Below are 22,572 nucleotides of genomic sequence, written 5' to 3' on the forward strand. Positions count from 1 at the left end.
GTACTGGCGAGTAGCCATGCGCGTACTCGATCAGCTCCCACCCCGCTCCACAACCGTCCGGACCATCAGTGCGGCCAAGCTCACGGGGGATTTGGTGAAGATCGGACGAGATCACCGTCGCGGCGTAGCGTGGGGGCGGAAGATCTGGCTACGGGGTCACGGAATGTGATGGACTCCTGGTCCGGCCGGTGTGGCGGGCGGGCGCGTCGCCCCGCTGGTCCAATGGATGTGTGCGCTGCTCGGGGCCCGAAGCGGCGGTGGAGGTGTCTTGTCGGAGCGAGCGGGGGAGCAGGCCTCCCTGGTCGAGGAGCAAGCGGCGGTCCTGGCCCGGTTGATAGCCGTGACGGACGCGATCGACGAGATCGGGTCGCACCCCGACGAGCAGGGCATCTGTGAGGACCTGGCCCGGTTCCTCCGCCGGCACGGGTACGAGGCGGTGGCCGTGGACGTCCGCCCCGAGGACGGGCCTGGCTGGGTACGCGCGGCGGTGGCAGGAGACCCGAAACTGATCGACCGGGTGGACCCCCCGCACGAGGGCGGAGCGCCCCTCGCGTACGCCGACGTGGCCCCCGGCGGTGTCCACGTCCAGGTGGTCGTGGCGCCCCTGGAGTCCCAGGGCCGGGCCGTCGGGTACGTGAGCGCCGTCAGCGCCCGGGCCGATCCCCTCGGCGAGCACGCCACGGCCACGGTCCACGACGCGGCGCGGCTCGCCGCCGTCCACCTGGGCCACGCCCGCCGGCTCGCCGCCACCGAGCGGACCGCCTTCCACCTCCAGCAGGCCCTCGTGGCCGAGCCGGGGCGGCCGCACCCCAATCTGGAGGTCGCGGGCCGCTATCTGCCGGTCGGCGCCAGGACGCTGGTGGGCGGCGACTGGTTCGAGAGCGTACGGCTCCACTTCGGCCGCAGCCTGCTCGTCGTCGGCGACGTGATGGGCCACGGCCTCGACGCGGCCGTCGACATGAACGCGTACCGCTCCGCCCTGCGCGACGTGGCCTCCACCGACCTCCCGCCGCACCGCGTGCTCCGCCAGCTCGACTCCGTCGTCGCCGGCGACGGCGGGCTGCGGCCCGCGACCTGCCTGCTCGTCCAGGTCGACCCGGCGCGCGGCTCGGCCACCTTCGCCAGCGCCGGCCATCTGCCGCCCGCGGTCTTCGCCGCGGACGGCTCCGCCGACCTCGTCGAACTCCCCGTCGGCCCGCCCCTGGGCACGGGCGTCGGCGGCTACGAACCCGTCACCCGTACCCTCGCCCCCGGCGACACGCTCGTGCTCTTCACCGACGGCCTGGTCGAGCGGCGCGGCGAGGACATCGACGTCTCGCTCGCCCGGCTGTCCTCGCTGCGGGTACGCCCCGGATCCGACCCCGAGGAGCTCGTCGAGGAGGTCCTGCTGCGCCTCGACGCCCACCACGCCGAGGACGACGTCGCCGTCCTGGCCGCCCGGATCCGCGAGCGCCCGGCCGCCCAGTGAACGTGGGGTGAACCGGCGAGCGGTCGCCACCGGGGCGCCGCAGTCCCACCCTCCGTCGCGCAAGGGGCTTTTGGGGCGTCGTACACGCCCTGCGTCACCCCGGTCAGGCCTGTTTCACGCCTGGGCGCGATTAATTGCGCAGGACGCTTGTGCACGGCCCTCACTCCCGGCACGCTCCTGGTATGAACACCGCCCGGCACGCCAGTGAACGTCTGATGAGCTGGCCCTCGCTGGCTCCCGGCCGCGCCCAGTGCGGCGCCGAGCTCGGACTGCACACGGCGACGCACGACATCGTGCACTTCCACGGCGAGCACGAGGCGGACGTCCACCTCACGCGCGCCATGATCGCGAAGCTCCGCCCGGCACTCCTCGGGTCGAGCGCCCTGCGCCTGCGCGCCGGCTCGGGCTGGGTGACGGTCCGGCTCGACATGGGCTCCGACATCGACCTGCTGGCGACGCTCGTGAGCGCCGCGCTGCAGGCCTCCACCGGCCGCCCGGACACGGCACCGGACGGCTGCACCCGCTCCTGCCTCGCCTCCGCGCGGATCTGACCGCCCGTCAGTCCGTCGGGAAGAGCATGCAGGTGCTCGTGGCATGCCCGAGGAGCCGGTCGGAGGAGTCGTACAGACCCGCCTCGGCGAGCGCCGTGCGCCGGCCCCGGCTCATGACCGTCCCGATCGCGCGCACCTTGCCCGTGTCCGCGGTGATCGGGCGCAGGAAGCGGGTCGAGAGGTCGAGCGAGGTGTACGCCATGCCGCGCGGGAGCGTCGAGTGCACCGCGCACCCGGCGGCCGAGTCCAGCAGCGTCGCGTACACGCCCCCGTGCACACTGCCGATCGGGTTGTAGTGCTCTTCGGCCGGTTCGAAGCCGAAGACCGCGCGGCCGTCCTCGACCTCCTCCAGTGCGAAGCCCATCAGGGAGCCGAGCGGGGCGGGAGCCAGCCGCCCGGCCACGATCTCCCGCAGGAAGTCGAGCCCCGCCATCGTCCCCGCCGCCTTCGCGGTGGCGGAGGCGTCCTCCCACTCGACCGTCCGTGACCGCTTCATGCCCACTACTCCACTCCTCGCCCTCGCCCCGAACAGACCCTGGTGTCGAACCCGACCCTCAACCTCAACTCGACGCTCACTCTGAGGCTGAGCCTGAGGTTGACTCTCTCGGCACTCGCGCCGCGCACCGACGCGAAGATCGACGCTAGACCCCCCGCCACTCCCTGTCCACGACGGCCCCCACCCCCCCGTTCGGCGGCATGACGGAGGTGTCCGACCGCCTGGGCGGGTACTCCCCGTGGCATGCCCCCCACTTCCGGTGCGCCCCACGACGGTGCCCCCGCCGAGCACGGCCACTGGTTCCAGAGGCTCCACCGGTCCCTCCTCACGTCGGTCGTCGGGCTCGCCTGGAACCGAGGCCGCGAGGTGGAGCTCATGCACCGTGCGATGGGCTTCGCGGCGCTCAGCCTCCTCACCCTCGTCCCGCTGCTCATCGTCGTGGCCGCCGCCGACCTCGCCAGCGGCCAGGGCTTCGCCCGCTGGCTCATCCAGGGGCTCGGCGTCTCCGAGGTGTCGCAGGAGGAGGTCGAGATGCTCTTCGGCCAGCCGGGCGAGGCGCTGCAGCGCACCACCGCCTTCGGCCTCGCCGCCCTCGCCGCGTTCGGTGTGACCTTCGGATCGGCCGTCCAGACCGGTTACGAACGGGTCTGGGACCTGCCGACCGCCCGCTGGCACACCATGTGGCGCCACGTCGTCTGGCTCGCCGTCCTCGTCGCCGCCCTCCTCCTCTTCATCGCCGCCCCCGTCCCCGCAGAGTCCTCGACCGCCGTCACCCTCGGGGTCGCCGTCTGCGACGTCCTCGGAGCCTTTCTCTTCTTCTGGTGGTCGCAGCGCTTCCTCCTCTGCGGACGGATCCGCTGGCGCGCGCTGGCCCCAGGAGCGCTGTGCACGGCCCTGGGGCTGTTCGGGCTGCGGATCTTCTCGCAGTTCGTGTTCTCCCCGCTCATCGCCTCCAACGCGGTCACCTACGGACCCTTCGGCACCGTCCTCGTCCTCCAGTCCTGGCTCGTCGGCGTCGGCTTCGTGGTCTACGGCGGCGCCCTCGTCGGGCGCCTGCTCCACGAGCACCTGGTCCTGCGCCGCATCGACCGGCTGCCGGCCGAACTGGCCGGCGACGAGACCCCGTGATCACACGATCCGGTGGACGTGATCGTCGCGGGCGGGGCCGAGCCGCGGCGACCGATTGGATGGAGGTTCCACCCGCCCCGTCGAAGGAGAGCCGACCCATGGCGAACACCTGGCTGCCGCCCGCCGAGTACATCGCGACGCTGCCGAGGGCGACGGCGTACGCCTGCCTGTACTTCACCGACACCGACGGCCGGCCCTTCCAGCTGCGCGCCTCCTACGCCACCGAGCTCTGGCAGTGGCCCGGCGGCAACATGGACCCGGGGGAGACGCCCTGGCAGACGGCCGTCCGCGAGTGCCACGAGGAGACCGGGATCGTCTTCCGGGGCGAACCGAGGCTCCTCGGCACCCACTTCGTCTCCCACCGGGGCGACGACTGGCCGGCCAACCACATCGGCTTCATCTTCGACGGCGGTGTCCTGACGGACGAGCAGCTCGCGGGCGTCGTCCTCGACCCCGACGAGCACAGCGAGTTCCGCGTGCGGACCATGGCCGAGTGGGAGCGGGAGATGACACCGAGGAACTTCGCCCGGCTCGCCGAGATCGACCGCGCCCGGCGCTCCGGCACGACGCTGTACGTGGAGACGGGCACCGACCTCTGAGCGGGCCGGTGAGCAGGTGCGAGCGTGGGCCGTCCCCGCGACGGCCTACGCGCGGGGCGCACGCGCGCGTGGAGCGCGCTCCCGGCGATTCCGGTCACCTGGCCCGCAGGCCGTAACCCCGGAGCGTCCCGGCAGTTGACCAGGGCATGAAGAAGCGCAGCATGCTCGCCATCGCCTCCCTCGCCGCCGGTGTCGTCACGGCCCTCGTGACCCCGCCGCCCCACGCCTCCGCCGCCGACCATGGCCTGGCCAGCCCCACGGGTCTCCTGCAGAACGACAACCCGGTCACCCCGCTCCTGGACGGCGCCGCGCCGCTGGTGAGCGAGGCGCTTCCCCAGACGCCGGACCTCGGCGGGGTGGCGTGACCCTCCGACAGGGAGCCCGTGCGCGCGCCACGTGAGCGGGAATGCCAGAATGTGCCCATGAGCAACAATGTGTACTTCGACATCACGATCGACGACGTACCCGCAGGTCGGATCGTCTTCCAGCTGTTCGACGAGGTCGTCCCCAAGACGGCCACGAACTTCCGTGAGCTTGCCACCGGCCAGCACGGCTTCGGCTACGCCGGTTCCTCGTTCCACCGCGTCATCCCGTCGTTCATGCTTCAGGGCGGCGACTTCACGCGGGGCGACGGCACCGGTGGCAAGAGCATCTACGGCGAGAAGTTCGAGGACGAGAACTTCAAGCTGAAGCACGACCGGCCGTACCTGCTGTCCATGGCGAACGCGGGCCGCAACACCAACGGCTCCCAGTTCTTCGTCACGACCATCGTGACCGACTGGCTGGACGGCAAGCACGTCGTCTTCGGTGAGGTCGTCGAGGGCCAGGACCTGGTCAAGAAGATCGAGGGCTACGGCTCGGCCGCCGGCCGCACCAGCGCCAAGATCACCATCGCCGAGTCCGGCGTCATCGAGGGCTGAGCCGTACAGGCTTAGCAGCACCCCTCCGCACGACCGCCCCCGCAGAGCACCACGTGGGGGCGGTCGGCCGTTTCTGTCGGCAGTGTCGGAAAGCCGATTCAGGAGGGCGGGTCCTCCCCGAAGCGCCGCTCGAACTTCGCGATCCGGCCCTCGGCATCCACCGTCCGCGCCTTGCCCGTGTAGAACGGGTGGCTCTCGGAGGAGATCTCGACGTCGACCACGGGATAGGTCTTGCCGTCGTCCCACTCGATGGTCTGCTCGCTCGTCGCCGTCGACCGGGTCAGGAAGGCGAACCCGGCGGAGCGGTCACGGAAGACCACGGGGCCGTACTCCGGCTGCTTGTCCTGCTGCACACGTCCTCCTCGGGATGCCTGCTCGATGGCCCCAGCCTCCCCGGCCGCGGACCCGCCGACCAGCGCCACGCGGCCGACCGGGTGAGGGCGGTCAGTCCGTCCAACGGGCGGCGAGCAGCAGCGCGATGTCGTCCGGCCGGTCGCTGGCCTGCCGGGCGTCCCGGATCAGCCGGTCCGCCGTCTCCGCCAGCGCGATCGACCCCGTCACGGAGAACGTACGGCGCAGCCACTCGGTCCCCTCGTCGATGTCGTGGCCGGGCCGCTCCACCAGACCGTCCGTGTACAGGGCGAGCACCGCCCCGGGTTCCAGGTGCAGTTCCGTGACCGGATACGTGGCGTCGGCATCGATCCCCAGGACCAGACCGCCCGCCAGCTCCAGGATCTCCGCCGTCCCGTCCGGGTGCCGCAGCAGGGGCTGCGGATGCCCGGCGCGTACGGCCTCGGCCACGCCCGTCGCCGGGTCGAGCACCACGTAGCAGCAGCTGGCGAACTGCCCGGGGTCGAGGTCGATCAGCAGCCGGTTGGTGCCCGTCAGCACCTCCTCCGGAGCATGGCCGCCGAGGGCGAAGGCCCGTACCGCGCTGCGCAGCTGACCCATCGTCGCCGCCGCGGCGACACCGTGCCCCTGGACGTCCCCGCACACCAGGGCCAGCAGCCCCCGTTTGGTCTCCAGGACGTCGTACCAGTCGCCGCCCACGTCCATGCCCTGCGTACCCGGCAGGTAGCGCGCCACCGTGTCGACGTGGTCGCGGACCGGCAGCCGGGCGGGCAGCAGCGCGTCCTGGAGTCCGCGGGCGAGCGCCGCCTCGCTGTCGTACCGGCGGGCCCGCTCCAGCGCCTGGGCGATCAGCCCGGCGAGCGCCGTCAGAACCGTGCGCTCCTCCGGACTGAAGCCGCGCGGCCGGTCGAAGCCGAGGATGCACGAGCCGACCGGCCGGCCCGAGGCGATCAGCGGCAGGAAGGCGCGCGCACCCGAGAGCGCGTCCAGGGGGAGCTCCGGATAGGCCCGGCTCATCTGGTCGATCGATTCGAAGAACAGCGGGCGGCCCGTCGTCAGCGCCTCGACACCCGGCATGTGGGCGTCGAGCCCCACACCGTCGAACGGCTCAAGAAACCCGGGAGGGAAGCCGGTCTCCCACGCCAGGTACAGATGCCGGTCGCTCAGCAGGTAGATGGCCAGCTGCCGGCCGCCGAACGCGGGCAGCAGCTCGTCGGTCACCACCGCCGACACCTGGCGGGCCGTGATCGCCTCGGTCAGCGCGATGGCGAGCGCCACGGGCCGGTACAGCGCCGACGCCTTGTCCGCCGGGGAACCGAGCCCGACGTCCGGCCGGGAGACCGAGGGAGGCTCGTAGGCGGGATCCCCTTCCGGTACGAGCACCAGGGTCACCCCGTCGTGCCCGGGATAGAGCGAGACCGACAGCCACTCCTTGTGGGCCACGTGGACCAGGAAGTGCACCGGCTCGTCGGAGAGCAGCGCGGCCCGCAGATGCTCCTCGTGGGCGGGCTGGCTGAACCAGGGCAGCACCTCCCAGACGCTCCGCCCGGCGAGGGAGGCGCGCGGGACGCCGAGGAGTGCCTCGGTCAGATGGTTCACGTACGTGACCCGGCCAAGCCGGTCGATCGCCAGGATCGCCCGGGGCAGCCGGTCGACGGCGTCGGAGCCGACCAGACCCGTGCCCAGGTCGACCAGGGATCCGGCCAGCCGCCCCGCGCGCCCGCCCGGCGCGGCGCGGGCCGAAACCTCCAGCAGGTGGAGCCCCCCGTCGGGGCCCCTGAGCCGGATCCGGCGCGCGACCCGGGAACCGGACTCGGCCGCCCGCCGCGCCATCGTCCACAGCGCGTAGGCGTCCTCCGGGGCGAGGCGCGCCGTCAGCGCCTCGATCGTGCCGGGGACGGTGTCGTCGTCGCCGAGGATCGCTCGCAGTCCCTCGTCGGCGAGAACCTCGCCGGTGTTCAGGTCCCAGTCGAAGGTGCCGATCCGCACCGGCTTCGTGCCCCCTGACGGGAGCTGGACGCACACCGGCTCATCGGGCCACTCCACGGTCGTACCGGCGTCCGCGAGATCCTTCAGGGCCGCCGCGAGCCGCTGGGCCTCCCGCGCCATCCGGCTCCGGTCCCGGGCGTTCACCGGCACACCGGGGCTCGGCGTACGCAGCACCACGAGCACGCCGAACCGCTCCCGGCCGCTCACGATCGGCGCGTACAGGGAGGCGAAGGGGAACGGCAGACTGGCCACGAGCTGCGGAAACTGCCGCATGGCCTCCTCGACGTCGGCCAGGTGCACCGGCTGGCCCGAGCGATGGGCCTCCGCGACGGGGAACGGCCGGTTCACGTGCATGCGCCACCAGGGGCGGAACAGGGAACCCGGCAGCCCGGCCAGCACGGTCATCCGCAGCAGCCCCGGGTCCCCGGAGCGCAGATACACGCATCCCGCGTAGCCGCCAACCGCCTCGATCGTCCGCAGCGCGGCCTCTGCGACGACCAGCGGCAGCGCGTCGAGCAGCCTCCCGTCGGTCTCCACGCTCCCGGGCGCTTCCTCGTTCTCGGTCGACGGGTCCTGTCCGGCCACGCCGTGCGGGATCACAATGCCAGCATGCTCCCCGGCGAAGGGGCCCCGCATCTCGGGCTGCCGGGGAGGCGTCGCACGTCCGTCGTGCGATCCGGCGCGAAGCAGGCCGGTCTGCGCGACGATGGTCGGGGAGGGAGAACGCATGGACCCGTCCGTGATGACCGCGGTGCTCGCCGCGCTGGCGCTGGTGTGCCGCGCGGCGGTGCTCGAGATGCGTACGCCCGGCGCAGGCCGACGGGCCTGGGCCTTCGTCACCGACCGGCGGGCACTGGGCACAGGGCTCGGCGTGGCGTGCGTGCTCGGCGCCGTGGGCTGGGCGACCGTCGGCGGTGGCGCGGTGCTGGTGTGGGCGGGCCTGGCCGGCGTACTGGTCGCCTCCCTCACGGCGGAGCGAGGGCGCGCGAACGAAGGGCGCCCGCCTGGGGAGCCGAGGTAAGTTCGGGGCCCGCGAAGGATCTTGACGAGGAGCCATGCCCGTGACCGTCGACCCGCGCGTCTCGCCGCCCCACCTCGGCGATGAACGCGAGACCCTGCGCGCCTTCCTCGACTACCACCGCGCGACGCTCGCGAGGAAGTGCGAGGGGCTCGACGACGACCAACTGCGGGAGCGGTCGATGCCCCCGTCCACGCTGACGCTGCTCGGCCTGGTCCGGCACATGGCGGAGGTGGAGCGGGCCTGGTTCCGCCGCGTCTTCGAGGACGGCGAGGCCCCGATGGTCTGGTCGGACAAGGTCGACTTCCAGGCCGCGTACGACGCGAGCCGCTCGACGCGGGCGGAGGCCTTCACCGCCTGGGAGGCGGAGGTGGAGAACTCCCGGCGGATCGAACGGGAGGCGGGCTCCCTCGACCTCGCCGGGTACCAGCCTCGGTGGGACCAGGAGGTCTCGCTGCGGATGGTCATGGTGCACGTGCTGCTGGAGTACGGGCGCCACAACGGCCACGCGGACTTCCTGCGCGAGGGCGTGGACGGGACCGTCGGCGCCTGAACGGACCTCCGTGACGGGGCGAGTGTCAGTGCCGGGTGCGATGCTGCGGAGTATGGACGAGCTGATGCGAGGCCGCGTGTACGGCGCCGACCATGACGACCCCTACCCCGGCCCCCGACCCGGCCACGACTACCGCGAGCTGGTGGCCGGCCCCCTGGACGGCCTCCTCCTCGACGTCACCGGCTGGACCCGCGCGCAACAGGACGAGGGCGCCGCCCTCGCCACCGAGATAGGCGCGTACGGCCCCGGGGGCCACGCCCGCTACGGCCCCCGGGAGGGCGACGACGTCCACTGGGACTGGGAGGGCGACACGCGCTAGGGGCGGGGCGCGTCAGCGGTCCTTGGACGCGGTCTCGGCGAGCGTGTGGGCGACGAGGGCGTTGGCGTGGCCGTGACCCAGGCCGTGCTCGGTCTTCAGCCAGGCGACCAGCTCCATGTGCTTGGTGAGCGGCGAGGCGTGGATGAGCTCCTTCCACTCGGTGATGGGACGTCCGTACTTCTTCTCGATCGAGGGGAAGTAGCTCGCGGGGCCCTTGACGGTCTCGGTCATGGCTGGTGTTCCTTCCGGTGCGGTGTGCTCTCGTAAGGAAGACGGTGGGCAGCCCTCGGAATCATCGGCGCGGCGGCGTGATGTGGATCACGCGGCGCGAGGTACGCCGTTGCAGGGGGTGTGGTCAGCGGCGTACGCCCAGCAGGTGTTCCAGGGCGAGTTGGTCGAGGCGCTCGAAGGCCATCGACCGCTCGGCCGCCGCCGTGACGTCGAAGTCCTCGAAGGCGCCGGTGTCCGAGAGCAGGCCGGCGAGGCCGTCGGGGGCCGTGGGCAGGGCGAGTTCGGGCAGACGGGACGCGGCCAGTGCCTCCTGGACCTCGGGGTCCGCGCGGAATCCGGCGGCGCGCTCCTTCAGGATCAGGTAGTTGCGCATGCAGTTCTTCGCGGACTCCCACACGCCGTCGAAGCCGTCCGTGCGGACCGGCTTGAAGTCGAAGTGCCGAGGACCCTGGTACCCGGCCGTCTCCAACAGGTCCACCAGCCAGAACGCCTGGCGCAGATCCCCGGCCCCGAAGCGGAAGTCCTGGTCGTACTTGATGCCCGACTGGCCGTTGAGGTCGAGATGGAAGAGCTTGCCCGCCCACAGCGCCTGGGCGATGCCGTGCGGGAAGTTGAGCCCGGCCATCTGCTCGTGGCCGGTCTCCGGGTTCACGCCCACCAGGTCGGGCCGCTCCAGACGCTCGATGAACGCAAGGGCGTGACCGATCGTCGGCAGCAGGATGTCGCCGCGCGGCTCGTTCGGCTTCGGCTCGATCGCGAAACGCAGCGCGTAGCCCTGCTCGGTGACGTACTGGCAGAGGAGGTCGAAGGCCTCCTTCATCCGGTCGAGGGCCACCTGTACGTCCTTGGCGGCGCCCGACTCGGCGCCCTCGCGGCCGCCCCACGCGACATAGGTGGTCGCGCCGAGCTCGACGGCGAGATCGATGTTGCGGATCGTCTTGCGCAGGGCGTAGCGCCGCACGTCACGGTCGTTGGCCGTGAAGGCGCCGTCCTTGAAGACGGGGTGGGTGAAGAGGTTGGTCGTCGCCATCGGCACGGTCAGGCCGGTGCGCTCCAGGGCGGCGCGGAAGCGCTTGACCACGGCCTCGCGCTCGCCCTCCGAGGCGCCGAAGGGGATGAGGTCGTCGTCGTGGAAGGTGACGCCGTACGCCCCGAGGGCGGCGAGCCGCTCGACCGACTCGACGGGGTCGAGCGCGGGGCGGGTGGCCTCGCCGAACGGGTCGCGGCCCTGCCAGCCGACGGTCCACAGGCCGAAGGTGAACCGGTCGCCGGGGGTGGGGGAGAAGGGCTCGGGGGAGAAGTCTTCCGTCATGATCTGTCCCTCTTCTGCGCGTCCACGGGGAGCAGAGGGGCGCGGCGAGGTCTGGCCCCTCTATTTGTTTTCTGAGATAACTAATACGGCACGGGGCGATCCCGCGCCAGAGTGGTCACGCGGTTCGACGAAAGGTGACACCCATGGCGGCGACGCGCACCGCACCCCCGGTCGTGATCGGCGTGGACAGCTCTACGCAGTCCACCAAGGCGGCCGTCGTGGACGTGGCCACCGGCGCCGTACGCGCCGTCGGGCGGGCCGCGCACACGGTCACGGGCGAGGACGGAGCCCGCGAGAGCGACCCCGAGCAGTGGTGGTCCGCGCTCCGCGAGGCGGTCGCGGCGGCCCTCGCCACCGCTGACGTACCCCCGAGCGCCGTCACCGGCATCGCCGTGGCCGGCCAGCAGCACGGCCTCGTCGTCCTCGACCGCGCGGGCCGCCCGCTCCGCCCGGCCGTGCTCTGGAACGACACCCGGTCGGCGCCGCAGGCCGCCGAACTGACCGCCGCGCTCGGCGGCCAGGACCGCTGGCTCGCCCGCACCGGCTCGGTGCCGGTCGCCTCCATGACCGCCACCACCTGGCAGTGGGTGCGCGCTCACGAACCCTCCGTCGCGGAGGCCACGGCGGCCGTCCGGCTGCCCCACGACTACCTGACCGAGCGCCTCTGCGGCGTCGCCGCGACCGACCCCGGCGACGCCTCCGGCACCTGCTGGTACGACACGGCGGCCCACGCCTACGACCCGGAGATCCTCCGCCTCCTCGGCCTCGACCCGGGCCTGCTGCCCGTCGTCGCCGCGAGTGGCGCCACCCCTGTCGGCACGCTCACCCCGGACGCGGCCCGCGCACTCGGGCTGCCGGCCGGCGTCGCCGTCGCCGCCGGAACGGGTGACAACATGGCCGCGGCCGTCGGCATCGGCCTCGGCGGCGCGGGACTCCTCGACCACCCGGTCGTCAGCCTCGGCACCTCGGGCACCGCCTTCGCCGCCACCCGTACCCGTCCCGCCGCCGCGGGACTGGCCGGGTTCGCCGCCGCCGACGGCACGTACCTCCCGCTCGGCTGCACCCTCAACTGCTCGCAGGCCGTGGACCGCTTCGCCGGCCTCCTCGGCCTCGACCGCGAGGACACCGCACCCGGTGACGGCGTGGTCGTCCTGCCCTACCTCGACGGCGAACGCACCCCCGACCTGCCGCACGCCAGCGGCCTCGTGACCGGCCTGCGCCACACCACCACCCCGCGCGCGATCCTCGGCGCGGCCTACGAGGGCGCCGCGTTCACCGTGCTGCGCGCCCTCGACGACCTCCTCGTCGCCTGCGGCCTCGATCCCTCCGAACCGGCCGTACGGGACCGCCCGCTGCGCCTGATCGGCGGCGGCGCCCAGGGCCGCGCCTGGCGGGAGACGATCCGGCGCCTCTCCGGGCGGCCCCTGGTGATCCCCGCCGCGACCGAACTCGTCGCCCTCGGCGCGGCCGCCCTCGCCGCCTCCGCCGCGACGGGCGAGGACCCGGTGAGACTTTCGGCGATGTGGGGCACGGGCCACGGCGAGACCCTCCCGCCGGTGGCCCGCGACGAGGAGACCTGGAACCGGATCGACTCGGTCCTGACCCGCGCGACTCCGAGCCTGCTGAGCTGAGGCTCTATCGCGAGACGCGTCGGCGTCTTCAGTCAGCCGTCGGCGACGGGACCACCGCGACCGGGCAGTGGGCGTGGTGCAGTACGGCGTGGGCGACCGAGCCCATGAGCAGCGACGCGACCCGGTGCCTCCGATGGCGGCCCACCACCACCAGGTCCGCGGTGCGGGAACCCTCCACCAGCCGCCCCGCCGCGTCCGCCGGTACGACGGTGGGGGAGACCTGGACGTCCGCGTACCGCTCGGTGAAGGGCCGCAGCCGCTCCTCCTGGAGGCCCGCGGTGTCCCGGACGAGCTCGGGAGTCTCGTCGTCCAGGGGGATCGGCGGCGGCACCTGCAGGGCCGGCGCGGGCGGTCCGACCATCAGGACCGGCGAGGGCGGCAGCCGGTAGGCCGTCACCACCTCCAGGACCACGCCCCGTTGCAGGGCCGCGTGGTACGCGAAGTCGAGGACCTCGTCCGCGGTCTCCTCCGGGTGGAGCCCCACGAGGACCCGGCCCGCCTCCGCCTCGCTCTCCGGCGGCACGGTCCGCTCCTCGTGCGGCACCACGACGACCGGGCACGGCGCGGACGAGGCCAGCGACCGGCTGACGGAGCCGAGCAGCAGGCTCGCGAAGCCGCCGCGCCCACGCGAGCCGACCACCAGCAGGCGCGCCGACCGGGCCATGTCGAGGAGGGCGTCCGACACCGTGCCGTCGAGCGACTCGTACCGCACCGGCACGCGCGCGTCCTGCCCCTCGATCCAGGCGCCGACACCGTTGAGGACCGTGTCGGGGATGTTGGGGCTCGGGCCGAGGGAGGCGATCCGGGCTTCCCCGAGCTGGAGCGCCTCGGAGCGCACATGGGCGACGACCAGGGGCGCGTCGAGCCGCTGCGCGACGCCGAGGGCCCAGGTCAGGGCGAGGCGGCTGTGCTCCGACCCGTCCACACCGACGACAACCGGCTTTTCATCCATAGGGGAATGATCACCCTGATATCGGATGTTCGCGCCCGGACGTGGCCGGGCTCGGCGAGTGCGGACGAGGCAGGTGAACCCGGGGGCGTGCCGGCTAGCGCAGGCCGGAGACCTTGAAGACGGTCTGCGCGGTCTCCCGGTCGATGCGCCGCGAGAGTTGGTCGAGGGCGGTCGCGCCGCAGAGCAGCGTGCCCTGGGCCGAGGAGATCCGGGCGTCCGCCGCCACGCGGTGCCAGAGCGCGGGGTTGGCGATGAGTACGCGGGGGTCGATCTCGGCCCTGTTGTCCTCGGTGTCGCGCAGCACCAGGCGCTGGGAGACGCCGTTCGACCAGCGGACGGACCGCAGGCGGTCGGTGCGCACGGTGTGCCGGGTCCACAGGCCGCGGACCGTGAGCACGCCGGGGGCGGCGGACACGCGCGAGGGCATGAGTATCACGAACAGCAGGGCCGCGAGCCCGATCCAGAGCACCACGCGGGCCGTGTTCAGGGAGCCTGTGCCGGCGTCGATCGTCAGGGACAGGGCCAGCAGCAGCGCCGCGCATCCGGCGGCGGCGCGGGTCTCGCCGGCCCACTCGTCGTCGTGCACCTCGTGCACGTGGTGCGTCGGCTGGGCGTTGTGCGCTGCGGGCATGGCGTGCGCCGCGTACGCGCCGTGCGCGACCGGGGTATGTCCGTCGGGGGGCGACGAGGGTTCAGGAGGTTCCATAAACGAACGGTAGGTCCGGCGCCCCGCCCCGTCGGAGCTCTTTGACGACCCGTATACGCGCTCCTGACGAGCCCCTTGCTCCACCTGTGCACCGCTGCATACTGGGCGCGGCGGGACCGAGAGGCGGCAGAGGTGAGTCGACAGAACGACCGGTACGACATCGTGGTGGTCGGGGGAAGCGGGGTGGACACGGTCATCCGTGTCGACGCCCTGCCCGTCCCCCTCGCCGACTCGGTCCACGTCGGACCGATCGAGGAGTGGCCGGGCCACACGGGCGGCAACGTGGCCCTGGGGACACGGGCCCTCGGCCTGCGCGTCGCCCTGCTCGACTGCGTGGGCGACGACGGGATCGGCGCGCTCGTACGGCAGCGGATGGCCGACGGGGACGTCGAGTTCCACCCGGTGATCTCGCCCGCCGGGACCCGGCGGGCGGTGAACCTCGTCGACGCGACCGGACGCCGGATGTCCTTCTACGACAGCCGGGACCCGGCGGACTTGCGCATGCCGAGGGAGCACTACCTGCCCCGGCTGCGCCACGCGCGCCATGTCCACGTCTCGATCATGAACTTCGCGCGCTTCCTGTACGACGACCTCGAGGAGCTCGGCGTGCCCGTCTCCACGGACCTGCACGACTGGGACGGCCTCGCGGACCACCACCGGGAGTTCGCCCTCCGCTCCGACCTCGTCTTCCTCAGCGCGGCGGGCGCGGGCGACGGTACGACAGCCTTGATGCGGGAGATCCTCCGCGAGGGCCGCGCCCGGACCGTGGTCGCGACGGCGGGCGCGGACGGCTCGTACGTCCTCACCCGGGACGGGGGCTCGACGCCGCGTCATGTCCCTGCCGTCGCCCCGCACGCGCCGGTCGTGGACACCAACGGCGCCGGCGACGCGTACGTCAGCGGCTTCCTCTACGGCCGGCTCGCCGGTGAGCCCGTCCTGACCTGCGCCCGGCTGGGCGCGATCTCCGGAGCCCACGCCTGCACGGCCCCCGGCTCCACGGCGCTCATCACCCCCGAGGCGCTCCTGGCGACGGCAGCAGGCGCAGGAGGCTGACCAGCGGCGTGCGGCCCGTTCCGGCTGACGCACCGCCCGTTCCGGCTGACGTCCCGGCCGTCCGTGTCCTCCCGTGTCCGAGTGGCGGGGACGGCGGCCAGCCGGTGCGATAGGGGGCATGAAGGAGCGCGTCGCCCGTTGGTGGGCCGAGTTGCCGCCCGCCGCGGGCGCCGCCGTGATGGCCACCGGCATCCTCTCGGTCGGCTTCCACCTGACCGGCCTTGAAACGGTCTCCCGCGTACTGCTCTGCCTCGCGGGCGTGGTGTGGGTAGTGCTCGCGGGCGACTTCGCCAACCGGCTGCTGCGCAGCAGGCCCCGCTGGGTCGCCGAGGCCGACACCCCGCCCGCCCTGACCGCCGTCGCCGCCACGACGGTGCTCGGGGTGCGCGTGGCGCTCCTCGGCTGGACCACGGCGGCCGCCGCCCTCCTTGCGCTGTCCGCCGTGCTGTGGGCACCGCTGCTCACGGCGGTGCTGAGGCACGTGGGGCGCCGGATGCCCGGCGGTGTCTTCCTGATCTGCGTCGCCACCCAGGGACTCGTGGTCCTCGGAGCCGCCCTGGCCGTCCCGGCGGAGGAGTGGCTCGCCCGGACGGCCCTGGTCTTCTTCGTCCTCGGCCTGCTGCTCTACGCGGCCGCCTTGTTCCGCTTCGACTTCCGCCAGGTCATCGAGGGCGCCGGTGACCAGTGGGTGGCGGGTGGCGCCCTCGCCATCTCCGCGCTCGCCGGTTCCAAGCTCCTCGCCACCGGCGTGTGGGCAGGCACGGGGGCCCACACCGTCCTGCGGACGGTCACCTTGATCCTGCTGGCCGCCGACCTCGCCTGGTACGTCATCCTGCTCGGGGCCGAGCTGCTGTCGCGCCGCCCGGGCTACGACGTACGACGCTGGGCGACCGTCTTCCCGATGGGGATGACGGCGGTCGCCTGCCTGTCGACCTCGACGGCGACCGACATCCGCTGGCTCGACGGCCTCGGGCAGGTGCTCCTGTGGATCGCGACGGCGGCCTGGCTCGTCACGCTGGTCATGATGGTCCGCGCGCTGCCCGGGCGGGCGGTCGCCCCGTCGGGACGGTACGGGCCTTGAGCGCCGGGCTTTGAGGACCGGGCCTTGAGGGCCGGGGCATGCGATCCGTTCGTCTTCCCGGGAAGCGACTTTCGATGACTGCGGCGGGTGTTCCCGGCGGGCGACCATCGTCGAGAAGGAATCGACGAGCGTGGAGCACACCATGGGTCTCGAGCAGGCGCAGCAGCAGTTTCACATCAGCCAGAAGATCACGCCCATGGCCAACCGCTACGTGGTCCACACGGCCGGACCGGACGGCGCCGAGGGCGAGATGGTCGCGTTCGCGCACCAGAAGCGCATGGCACTGAAGGAACAGATCACGTTCTACACGGACGAGTCCCAGAAGCAGGTCCTCTTCACCTTCCAGGCCCGGCAGATCGTGGACCTCGGCGCGACGTACGACGTCCGCGCGGCCTCGGGCAGCCAGGTCGGCACGTTCCGCAAGAACTTCGCCGCCTCCCTGCTGCGCAGCACCTGGCACATGAGCGAGGAGCGGGCGACGGCCGAGTCGACGGGCGTCGAGCGGAACATGACCGTGGCCGTGCTGCGCCGGGTCTGGGACATCATTCCCTTCGTCGACATCCTGCCGTTCGCCTGGCCGTACCACTTCGACTTCGCCCGGTCGGACCGCCCCGTCATGTCCGTGCGCAAGCGCCTCGGCCTGCGGGACAGGTACGTCCTGACGATCCACGACGAGCACCTCGACCGCCGCCTGGCGATAGCCCAGGCCGTCGCTCTGGACGCCCTGCAGTCCAGGTGACGGCCTGTCCGCCACACCCCGACGGGGGCGGTGGCGGGTGCTACCGGAGGGACGCCTGGTGGAGTGCGTCCGGGCCGATCGGCAGCGCGGGCAGCGCCTGCGTCCCCGGCGAGCGCTGGGGCGTCACACCGCGCGGGGGAGCGGGGGTGCCGGCGAGGGCGCCGTCCACGTGGGCGTACAGCGCGTCGGTGACGGGGTCCGGCAGCGGACGGCCCTCGGAGTCGAAACGCTGGTACTTCATCAGGTTGTAGCCGATGGCGACCTGGCGACGGCCGTCCTCGGACGACAGGGCCCAGGTGCCGGCGCCGAAGACACCACCGTCATGACCCCAGTACCAGCCGCCGCTCGGCATCTTCAAGGTGTAGATGCCCAGGCCGTAGCCCATGCGCACCTCCTCGCCCGGCTCGGTCTCGTAGGCCGGGACGGTGGTCTTCATCTCGCGCAGCTGCGCCGCGCCGAGCAGCCGGCCGCTGAGCAGCTTCCGGTAGAAGTCGTTGAGGTCGCTCGTCGTCGACACCAGGGCGCCGGCCGTGCCCGCCCACGACATGTCGTAGGCGCTGTAGTCGCGCGCCGGGTCGATCAGGCCGAAGAAGGACTCGTACATCCGCGCGTGCGGGCCCTTGATCGCCGGCGAGCTGGGGAAGTAGGTGTGCCGTAGGCCGGCCTTGCGGATGACATTGCGGGTGATGTACGCCTCGGCCTTCTGGCCGGTCACCCGCTCCAGGATCAGCCCGGCCAGGATGTAGTTGGTGTTGGAGTACGAGTGGGTCCCGCGCTCCGCGACGGGCGGGGCGGCGAGACCGAGGCGGGCGAGTTCCTCGGGGGCGATCTTGCGCAGCCGGTTGTCGTCGAGGGTCTTGCCGGGGTTCTCCAGGATGCCGGGGAAGGCGGGCAGGACGTAGTCGGCTATGCCACTGGTGTGGTTGAGCAGCATCCGGACGGTCACCTGCCGTCCCCGTTCGTCGGAGACGATGTCGGGGATGTAGCGGGCGACCGGAGCGTCGAGGTCGATGCGTCCGGCGCCGGCCTGCTGGAGGACGGCGACGGCCGTGAAGGTCTTGGTGATGCTGCCGACCCGGTGCTCGAAGTCCGGCCGAGTGGGGCGGTTGGTGTCGATGTCGGCGAACCCGGTGGCTCCCCGCCACTGCGCCGAGCCGTCACGCACGGCCGAGTAGGCGCCGTACATGCCCGCCTTGTGGAAGGCGTCGAGCGAGCCGCGCAGCGCGGGGCGGTCGAGACGGTGGCTGCCGACCCCGGCCGCCGAGGCGGCGGAGACGGCGGTCGTGGGGGAGCCGGGTTCGGCGGTGACGGCGGCCTGCGCCGGTAACGCCGTGACGGAGAGCGCGACCAGCGTGGCGGCGGCGACGACGGAAAGGGGGGCCCTGCGGGACGAATGCATGGAGAGATCCTGTTTCGCTCGATCGGCAGTGGTCTCATACTCGTCGCGTGCGTCCGGCCCGCCCTCAGCCCTCGGGAGGATCTTGCGCACAGGAACGGGTGACATTTGTCAGGAGTCCCGTCCGCGGTGCGTCGGTGGCAGACTGGCCGCTGATCGTTCCAAGGAGTTCCGCGTGCCCATAATCCGCAACCTGAGGCGCACCGTCCGCCGTGCCTACCGCCGGACCGTCGACCTGAGCCACCCCGCCCGCTCGCCCCTGGGCAGCTCGGTGGTCAACTGCGTGCTGTACGAGGACGGGGCGCGGCAGCGCGGGTCCTGTCCCGCGGACGAGGCGGTGCGACGGGTCCGCAAGTCGGGTGACGGGTTCGTCTGGATCGGTCTGCACGAGCCGTCCGTCGAGGAGTTCGCCGGGCTCGCCGAGCTGTTCGGACTCCATCCGCTGGCCGTCGAGGACGCCGTCCACGCCCACCAGCGGCCCAAGCTGGAGCGGTACGACGACACGCTCTTCGCCGTCTTCAAGACGGTCCGCTACGTGGAGCACGAGGAGCTCACGGCCACCAGCGAGGTGGTCGAGACCGGTGAGCTGATGGTCTTCACCGGGCCGGACTTCGTGATCACCGTCCGGCACGGCAGCCACGGTTCGCTCGGCCCGCTGCGCGAGGCGCTGGAGGCCGACGCCGAACATCTCGCCAAGGGCCCCGCGGCCGTGCTGCACGCCATCGCCGACCATGTCGTGGACGACTACCTGGCCGTCGCCGACGCCGTGCAGGACGACATAGACGCCGTCGAGACGGCCGTCTTCAGCGAGCAGGCCTCCCGCGGTGACGCCGGCCGCGTCTACCAGCTCAAGCGCGAACTGCTCGAACTGAAGCGAGCGGTGGCCCCCCTCGACCGTCCGCTGCAGGCCCTGGCGACCGCGCAGCCCCTGGCCCTGGTCTCGGCGGAGATACAGCCGTACTTCCGCGACGTCGCCGACCACCTCTCGCGGATCACGGAACAGATCACCTCCTTCGACGCGCTCCTCGACTCGATCCTCCAGGCCCACCTGGCCCAGGTGACCGTCGCCCAGAACGAGGACATGCGGAAGATCACGGCCTGGGCCGCGATCATCGCCGTCCCCACGATGGTCTGCGGCGTCTACGGCATGAACTTCGACCACATGCCCGAACTCCGCTGGACCTACGGCTACCCGCTCGTCGTGAGCGTCATGGCCACGGCCTGTTTCCTCCTCCACCGCAGCTTCCGCCGCAACGGCTGGCTGTGAGGCGACGGGGCGGCGCTTTCGGGTGGACCGGCCGAGGGCACGCCCCGTACGGTGGCCCCATGTCGAGCCCCGAGTCGGACAGACTCCGGCCACCGGCCCTCCGGTGGCTTCCCGAGTCGACCCGCTGAAGCACCGCGGCCCCTGAGGGGCCGTCCGTCGTGCTGGGCGTGAGCGTGACCGAGGCCAACGGACCGGCCGTCTCCCCTGCCCGCGCGTGACCGCGCGCCGGCCCACCGCACCCCCTGTTCCGGCACCGGGTGCGGCTCACGCCGCTGTTCGATCGTGGAGACTCTCGATGCCCTTCGCCCTCTATCTGCTCGGCCTGGCCGTCTTCGCCCAGGGAACCTCCGAGTTCATGCTCTCCGGCCTGCTGCCGGACATCGCCGCGGAGCTGGAGGTGTCGATCCCGCTCGCGGGAACACTCACCTCCGCCTTCGCGGTCGGAATGATCGTCGGCGCGCCCCTGACGGCGCTCCTGGCCAGGCGCTGGTCGCGACGGTCCGCGCTGACCGTCCTCCTCGGCACCTTCCTGCTCGTGCACGTGATCGGCGCCCTCACCCCGCACTTCGGGATCCTGCTCGCCACTCGGGTGATCGGCGCCCTCGCCAACGCCGGATTCCTCGCGGTGGCGCTCGTCGCCGCGACCGCCATGGTCGGCCCGGAATCCAGGGGCCGGGCGACCGCCGTACTGCTCGGCGGCACGACGCTCGCCTGTGTCGTGGGCGTGCCCGGCGGGGCGCTCCTCGGCCAACTGTGGGGCTGGCGCGACGCCTTCTGGGCCGTCGCCCTGCTCTGCGTACCGGCGCTCCTCGCCATCGCCCGCTCGGTACCGGCCGAGGACGGCGACCCGACCTCCCGGCCCCGTGACGCGTGGTCCGAAGCGCGGGCGCTGCGCAGCCCGCGGCTCCTCGTGACGCTCCTGGTCTGCGCCCTCGCGAACGGCGCCATGTTCTGCGGCTTCACCTACCTGGCGCCCGTCGTCACCGACGTGACCGGCCTCGCCCCCGGCTGGATCCCCGCCCTCCTCGCCCTGTTCGGAGCGGGCTCCTTCGCGGGCGTGGTCCTTGCGGGCCGCCTCTCCGACGCCCGCCCCGGCCTGCTCGTGGCCGTGTGCGGCACGGGTGCGGCGGCCGGCTGGAGCCTGTTCGCGCTGACGGCCGGGAGCGCGCCGGCGACGATCGTCCTCGTCCTCGCCCTGGGCGCCCTGTCGTTCACGGTCGGCTCCACCCTGATCACCCGCGCGCTCCGTACGGCCACCGACCAAGCACCCACCCTGGCCGGGGCCTTCGCCGTGGCCGCGCTCAACGTGGGCGCGGCCCTCGGACCGTGGCTGGGCGCCGCCGTCCTCGCGGCCGGGCACGGCTATCGCGCGCCCCTGTGGACCAGCGCCCTCCTCACGGTTCTGGCGCTGTTCACGGCCCTGGTGACACCTGAGCCCGCAGCGCGGCGGTGTGGGCCCGTACCTGATCGGGTGTGAGGTACGCGTCCGTGTACTCGAAGTCGGCCAGCGTCCCGGACCGGGACGACAGGAAGCCCGTACGGACGAAGTCGTCCCCGGCCACGGCGTTGAGCAGCCAGTTCGTCATCACCCGGGTCTTGGCGACATTGGTCCGCAGCGCCGCCCAGTGATACGCCCGGGCCACCGCCTGCGCGGGCGTGCCGTGCAGCTCGATGCCGAACGGCTTCGAGACGGCGTCCCGCCCGCCCAGGTCCACCACCAGACCGAGATCCCGGTGGTGGTACGGGTACGTCGGCTCGCCGCGCAGGATCGCGACGAGGTTGTCGGCGACCTGCTTGCCCTGGCGCATGGCGTGCTGCGCCGTGGGCGGGCAGATCGCGCCGGGTTCGTTCTTCGCCAGGTCCGGTACGGCGGCGGCGTCACCGAGGGCGTGCACGCCGTCGAGACGCGGCACCACCATGTCGGGCCCGACCACCAGACGGCCCCGGTTCGTCTCCGCCTCCAGCGTGCCGATCAGTGGGCTGGCGGCGACCCCGGCCGTCCAGATCAGCGTGCGGCTCGGGAGCACCCGCCCGTCGGTGAGCGTCACCGCCTCGTCGTCCACGGAGGCCACCGACACGCCGAGCGAGACCTCGATCCCGCGCCGCCGCAGGATGTCGAGCGCGGCGGCGCCCAGCTTGTCGCCCAGCTCGGGCATGAGCTTGGGCGCGAGGTCCACCAGATGCCACTTGATCAGCGCCGGGTCGAGGCGCGGATAGCGCTGGACCGCGTTGTGGGTCAACAGCTGCAGACAGGCCGCCGTCTCGGTCCCCGCGTAGCCGCCGCCGACCACCACGAAGCAGAGCCGCGCCGCGCGCTCCGCGTCGTCCTGGCTCGCGTCCGCCAGATCGAGCTGGGCGATGACGTGGTCGCGGATGTAGGCCGCCTCGGCGAGCGTCTTCATGCCCCGCGCGTGCTCGTTCAGGCCCGGGATGTCGAAGGTGCGGGTCACACTGCCGGGCGCGAGCACCAGGTGGTCGTACGGCTCGTCGATGATTTCGCCCGAGATCGTCCGTACCAGGCAGACCTTCGCCTTGGTGTCCACGCCGACCGCTCCGCCGGGGATGATCCGCGTCCGGTGCCGCTTGCTGCGTCGCAGCGACAGGGCGACCGACTGCGGGGTCAGCACACCCGACGCGACCTGGGGGAGGAGCGGCAGATAGAGCTGGTACGAGAAGGGGGAGAGGAGCGAGATCTGCGCCTCGCGCCCGGTGAGCCGCCGCTCAAGACGCTGTACGCAGCCGACCCCGGCGAAGCCGGCGCCCACCACCAGAATCCTCGGTCGAGTCACGGAGCCCGCCTCCAGGGTCGTCG

24 protein-coding genes are annotated in these 22,572 nt (G+C 72.6%); 15 read left to right on the top strand and 9 right to left on the bottom strand.

Annotated elements, in window-relative coordinates; translation table 11 throughout:
• Positions 1-268 precede the first annotated feature (268 nt).
• Together ACFWRO_RS28260 and ACFWRO_RS28265 are read left to right on the top strand one after the other, a co-directional pair.
• Positions 269-1,468, top strand: coding sequence for a PP2C family protein-serine/threonine phosphatase (locus ACFWRO_RS28260; RefSeq protein WP_384514632.1), 1,200 nt, complete (start codon positions 269-271; stop codon positions 1,466-1,468).
• A gap of 182 nt (positions 1,469-1,650) precedes the next feature.
• Positions 1,651-2,019, top strand: coding sequence for a luciferase family protein (locus tag ACFWRO_RS28265; RefSeq protein WP_384514635.1), 369 nt, complete (start codon positions 1,651-1,653; stop codon positions 2,017-2,019).
• Between the two features lie 7 nt (positions 2,020-2,026).
• On the opposite strand, the gene ACFWRO_RS28270 is transcribed toward ACFWRO_RS28265, so the two are convergent.
• A complete protein-coding gene (locus ACFWRO_RS28270) occupies positions 2,027-2,515 on the bottom strand; it encodes a PaaI family thioesterase (protein WP_384514638.1) in 489 nt (162 codons plus the stop codon).
• 243 nt (positions 2,516-2,758) lie between these two features.
• Between ACFWRO_RS28270 and ACFWRO_RS28275 the strand changes: the two genes are divergently transcribed.
• The 4 genes from ACFWRO_RS28275 to ACFWRO_RS28290 all read left to right on the top strand — a co-directional run bounded on the left by ACFWRO_RS28275 (position 2,759) and on the right by ACFWRO_RS28290 (position 5,162).
• Positions 2,759-3,643 (top strand): YhjD/YihY/BrkB family envelope integrity protein, encoded by an 885-nt coding sequence (locus ACFWRO_RS28275; RefSeq protein WP_384514641.1) that lies wholly within the window; start codon positions 2,759-2,761, stop codon positions 3,641-3,643.
• A gap of 98 nt (positions 3,644-3,741) precedes the next feature.
• Entirely contained in the window at positions 3,742-4,242 is a 501-nt protein-coding gene (locus ACFWRO_RS28280) for an NUDIX domain-containing protein (protein ID WP_384514644.1), read from the top strand.
• A gap of 146 nt (positions 4,243-4,388) precedes the next feature.
• A complete protein-coding gene (locus ACFWRO_RS28285) occupies positions 4,389-4,607 on the top strand; it encodes a hypothetical protein (RefSeq protein ID WP_384514646.1) in 219 nt (72 codons plus the stop codon).
• A gap of 57 nt (positions 4,608-4,664) precedes the next feature.
• Positions 4,665-5,162, top strand: a complete 498-nt coding sequence (locus ACFWRO_RS28290) for a peptidylprolyl isomerase (protein ID WP_384514649.1) — start codon at positions 4,665-4,667, stop codon at positions 5,160-5,162.
• A gap of 98 nt (positions 5,163-5,260) precedes the next feature.
• On the opposite strand, the gene ACFWRO_RS28295 is transcribed toward ACFWRO_RS28290, so the two are convergent.
• A complete protein-coding gene (locus ACFWRO_RS28295) occupies positions 5,261-5,515 on the bottom strand; it encodes a type B 50S ribosomal protein L31 (RefSeq protein WP_384514652.1) in 255 nt (84 codons plus the stop codon).
• A 91-nt stretch (positions 5,516-5,606) separates the two neighbouring features.
• Positions 5,607-8,138, bottom strand: a complete 2,532-nt coding sequence (locus ACFWRO_RS28300; RefSeq protein ID WP_384514810.1) for a SpoIIE family protein phosphatase — start codon at positions 8,136-8,138, stop codon at positions 5,607-5,609.
• A 91-nt stretch (positions 8,139-8,229) separates the two neighbouring features.
• Between ACFWRO_RS28300 and ACFWRO_RS28305 the strand changes: the two genes are divergently transcribed.
• Genes ACFWRO_RS28305 through ACFWRO_RS28315 form a run of 3 tightly spaced genes read left to right on the top strand, consistent with a single transcriptional unit; the run spans position 8,230 to position 9,392 of the window.
• Positions 8,230-8,523 carry a hypothetical protein gene (locus tag ACFWRO_RS28305; RefSeq protein WP_384514655.1) on the top strand — a complete coding sequence of 98 codons (294 nt, stop codon included), beginning with the start codon at positions 8,230-8,232 and terminating at the stop codon, positions 8,521-8,523.
• 40 nt (positions 8,524-8,563) lie between these two features.
• Positions 8,564-9,073, top strand: a complete 510-nt coding sequence (locus ACFWRO_RS28310; RefSeq protein WP_384514657.1) for a DinB family protein — start codon at positions 8,564-8,566, stop codon at positions 9,071-9,073.
• 52 nt (positions 9,074-9,125) lie between these two features.
• Complete coding sequence (locus tag ACFWRO_RS28315) at positions 9,126-9,392, top strand: hypothetical protein (protein ID WP_384514659.1); 267 nt, start codon at positions 9,126-9,128, stop codon at positions 9,390-9,392.
• Positions 9,393-9,404: 12 nt separating this feature from the next.
• Here ACFWRO_RS28315 and ACFWRO_RS28320 read toward each other — a convergent pair whose 3' ends face one another.
• A complete protein-coding gene (locus ACFWRO_RS28320) occupies positions 9,405-9,623 on the bottom strand; it encodes a DUF4287 domain-containing protein (protein ID WP_384514662.1) in 219 nt (72 codons plus the stop codon).
• A 124-nt stretch (positions 9,624-9,747) separates the two neighbouring features.
• Positions 9,748-10,935 (bottom strand): xylose isomerase, encoded by a 1,188-nt coding sequence (gene xylA, locus ACFWRO_RS28325; protein WP_384514665.1) that lies wholly within the window; start codon positions 10,933-10,935, stop codon positions 9,748-9,750.
• 143 nt (positions 10,936-11,078) lie between these two features.
• Here xylA and xylB point away from each other — a divergent pair, with 143 nt between their 5' ends.
• Positions 11,079-12,566, top strand: a complete 1,488-nt coding sequence (gene xylB, locus ACFWRO_RS28330) for a xylulokinase (protein ID WP_384514668.1) — start codon at positions 11,079-11,081, stop codon at positions 12,564-12,566.
• 28 nt (positions 12,567-12,594) lie between these two features.
• On the opposite strand, the gene ACFWRO_RS28335 is transcribed toward xylB, so the two are convergent.
• Both ACFWRO_RS28335 and ACFWRO_RS28340 read right to left on the bottom strand, forming a co-directional pair.
• Positions 12,595-13,518 carry a universal stress protein gene (locus ACFWRO_RS28335; RefSeq protein WP_384514671.1) on the bottom strand — a complete coding sequence of 308 codons (924 nt, stop codon included), beginning with the start codon at positions 13,516-13,518 and terminating at the stop codon, positions 12,595-12,597.
• A 94-nt stretch (positions 13,519-13,612) separates the two neighbouring features.
• Positions 13,613-14,224 (bottom strand): hypothetical protein, encoded by a 612-nt coding sequence (locus ACFWRO_RS28340; protein WP_384514674.1) that lies wholly within the window; start codon positions 14,222-14,224, stop codon positions 13,613-13,615.
• Positions 14,225-14,356: 132 nt separating this feature from the next.
• On the opposite strand from ACFWRO_RS28340, the gene ACFWRO_RS28345 reads away from it, so the two are divergent.
• From ACFWRO_RS28345 to ACFWRO_RS28355, 3 genes are all read left to right on the top strand, one after another.
• The gene (locus ACFWRO_RS28345) at positions 14,357-15,277 is read left to right on the top strand and encodes a carbohydrate kinase family protein (protein ID WP_384514677.1); all 921 of its coding nucleotides are present in this window, start codon (positions 14,357-14,359) and stop codon (positions 15,275-15,277) included.
• Between the two features lie 118 nt (positions 15,278-15,395).
• Positions 15,396-16,358 carry a tellurite resistance/C4-dicarboxylate transporter family protein gene (locus tag ACFWRO_RS28350; protein WP_384514680.1) on the top strand — a complete coding sequence of 321 codons (963 nt, stop codon included), beginning with the start codon at positions 15,396-15,398 and terminating at the stop codon, positions 16,356-16,358.
• 142 nt (positions 16,359-16,500) lie between these two features.
• Complete coding sequence (locus ACFWRO_RS28355) at positions 16,501-17,097, top strand: hypothetical protein (protein WP_384514683.1); 597 nt, start codon at positions 16,501-16,503, stop codon at positions 17,095-17,097.
• Positions 17,098-17,137: 40 nt separating this feature from the next.
• Here ACFWRO_RS28355 and ACFWRO_RS28360 read toward each other — a convergent pair whose 3' ends face one another.
• Positions 17,138-18,496 (bottom strand): serine hydrolase domain-containing protein, encoded by a 1,359-nt coding sequence (locus tag ACFWRO_RS28360; protein WP_384514686.1) that lies wholly within the window; start codon positions 18,494-18,496, stop codon positions 17,138-17,140.
• A 178-nt stretch (positions 18,497-18,674) separates the two neighbouring features.
• Between ACFWRO_RS28360 and corA the strand changes: the two genes are divergently transcribed.
• Positions 18,675-19,760: a magnesium/cobalt transporter CorA gene (gene corA, locus ACFWRO_RS28365; RefSeq protein ID WP_384514813.1), complete on the top strand. Its 1,086-nt coding sequence runs from the start codon at positions 18,675-18,677 to the stop codon at positions 19,758-19,760.
• Positions 19,761-20,055: 295 nt separating this feature from the next.
• On the top strand, positions 20,056-21,237 hold the full coding sequence (locus ACFWRO_RS28370) for a Cmx/CmrA family chloramphenicol efflux MFS transporter (RefSeq protein WP_384514689.1): 1,182 nt from the start codon (positions 20,056-20,058) through the stop codon (positions 21,235-21,237).
• Here ACFWRO_RS28370 and ACFWRO_RS28375 read toward each other — a convergent pair.
• Entirely contained in the window at positions 21,173-22,549 is a 1,377-nt protein-coding gene (locus ACFWRO_RS28375) for an NAD(P)/FAD-dependent oxidoreductase (RefSeq protein WP_384514692.1), read from the bottom strand. The two genes, ACFWRO_RS28370 and ACFWRO_RS28375, sit on opposite strands and share 65 nt — an antisense overlap.
• Positions 22,550-22,572: the final 23 nt, after the last annotated feature.

The sequence above is a fragment of the Streptomyces sp. NPDC058579 genome (assembly GCF_042718575.1).
GTDB lineage: Bacteria > Actinomycetota > Actinomycetes > Streptomycetales > Streptomycetaceae > Streptomyces.

Excerpts from the sequence above, each read along its gene's own strand:
- ACFWRO_RS28290 (WP_384514649.1), top strand. The coding sequence starts at position 4,665 with ATGAGCAACAATGTGTACTTCGACATCACGATCGACGACGTACCCGCA.
- ACFWRO_RS28370 (WP_384514689.1), top strand. The coding sequence starts at position 20,056 with ATGCCCTTCGCCCTCTATCTGCTCGGCCTGGCCGTCTTCGCCCAGGGA.
- ACFWRO_RS28360 (WP_384514686.1), bottom strand. The coding sequence starts at position 18,496 with ATGCATTCGTCCCGCAGGGCCCCCCTTTCCGTCGTCGCCGCCGCCACG.
- xylB (WP_384514668.1), top strand. The coding sequence starts at position 11,079 with ATGGCGGCGACGCGCACCGCACCCCCGGTCGTGATCGGCGTGGACAGC.
- ACFWRO_RS28270 (WP_384514638.1), bottom strand. The coding sequence starts at position 2,515 with ATGAAGCGGTCACGGACGGTCGAGTGGGAGGACGCCTCCGCCACCGCG.
- ACFWRO_RS28320 (WP_384514662.1), bottom strand. The coding sequence starts at position 9,623 with ATGACCGAGACCGTCAAGGGCCCCGCGAGCTACTTCCCCTCGATCGAG.
- ACFWRO_RS28275 (WP_384514641.1), top strand. The coding sequence starts at position 2,759 with ATGCCCCCCACTTCCGGTGCGCCCCACGACGGTGCCCCCGCCGAGCAC.
- ACFWRO_RS28340 (WP_384514674.1), bottom strand. The coding sequence starts at position 14,224 with ATGGAACCTCCTGAACCCTCGTCGCCCCCCGACGGACATACCCCGGTC.
- ACFWRO_RS28280 (WP_384514644.1), top strand. The coding sequence starts at position 3,742 with ATGGCGAACACCTGGCTGCCGCCCGCCGAGTACATCGCGACGCTGCCG.
- ACFWRO_RS28335 (WP_384514671.1), bottom strand. The coding sequence starts at position 13,518 with ATGGATGAAAAGCCGGTTGTCGTCGGTGTGGACGGGTCGGAGCACAGC.
- ACFWRO_RS28305 (WP_384514655.1), top strand. The coding sequence starts at position 8,230 with ATGGACCCGTCCGTGATGACCGCGGTGCTCGCCGCGCTGGCGCTGGTG.
- ACFWRO_RS28355 (WP_384514683.1), top strand. The coding sequence starts at position 16,501 with ATGGGTCTCGAGCAGGCGCAGCAGCAGTTTCACATCAGCCAGAAGATC.
- ACFWRO_RS28315 (WP_384514659.1), top strand. The coding sequence starts at position 9,126 with ATGGACGAGCTGATGCGAGGCCGCGTGTACGGCGCCGACCATGACGAC.
- ACFWRO_RS28300 (WP_384514810.1), bottom strand. The coding sequence starts at position 8,138 with ATGCGGGGCCCCTTCGCCGGGGAGCATGCTGGCATTGTGATCCCGCAC.
- ACFWRO_RS28350 (WP_384514680.1), top strand. The coding sequence starts at position 15,396 with ATGAAGGAGCGCGTCGCCCGTTGGTGGGCCGAGTTGCCGCCCGCCGCG.
- ACFWRO_RS28285 (WP_384514646.1), top strand. The coding sequence starts at position 4,389 with ATGAAGAAGCGCAGCATGCTCGCCATCGCCTCCCTCGCCGCCGGTGTC.
- xylA (WP_384514665.1), bottom strand. The coding sequence starts at position 10,935 with ATGACGGAAGACTTCTCCCCCGAGCCCTTCTCCCCCACCCCCGGCGAC.
- ACFWRO_RS28265 (WP_384514635.1), top strand. The coding sequence starts at position 1,651 with ATGAACACCGCCCGGCACGCCAGTGAACGTCTGATGAGCTGGCCCTCG.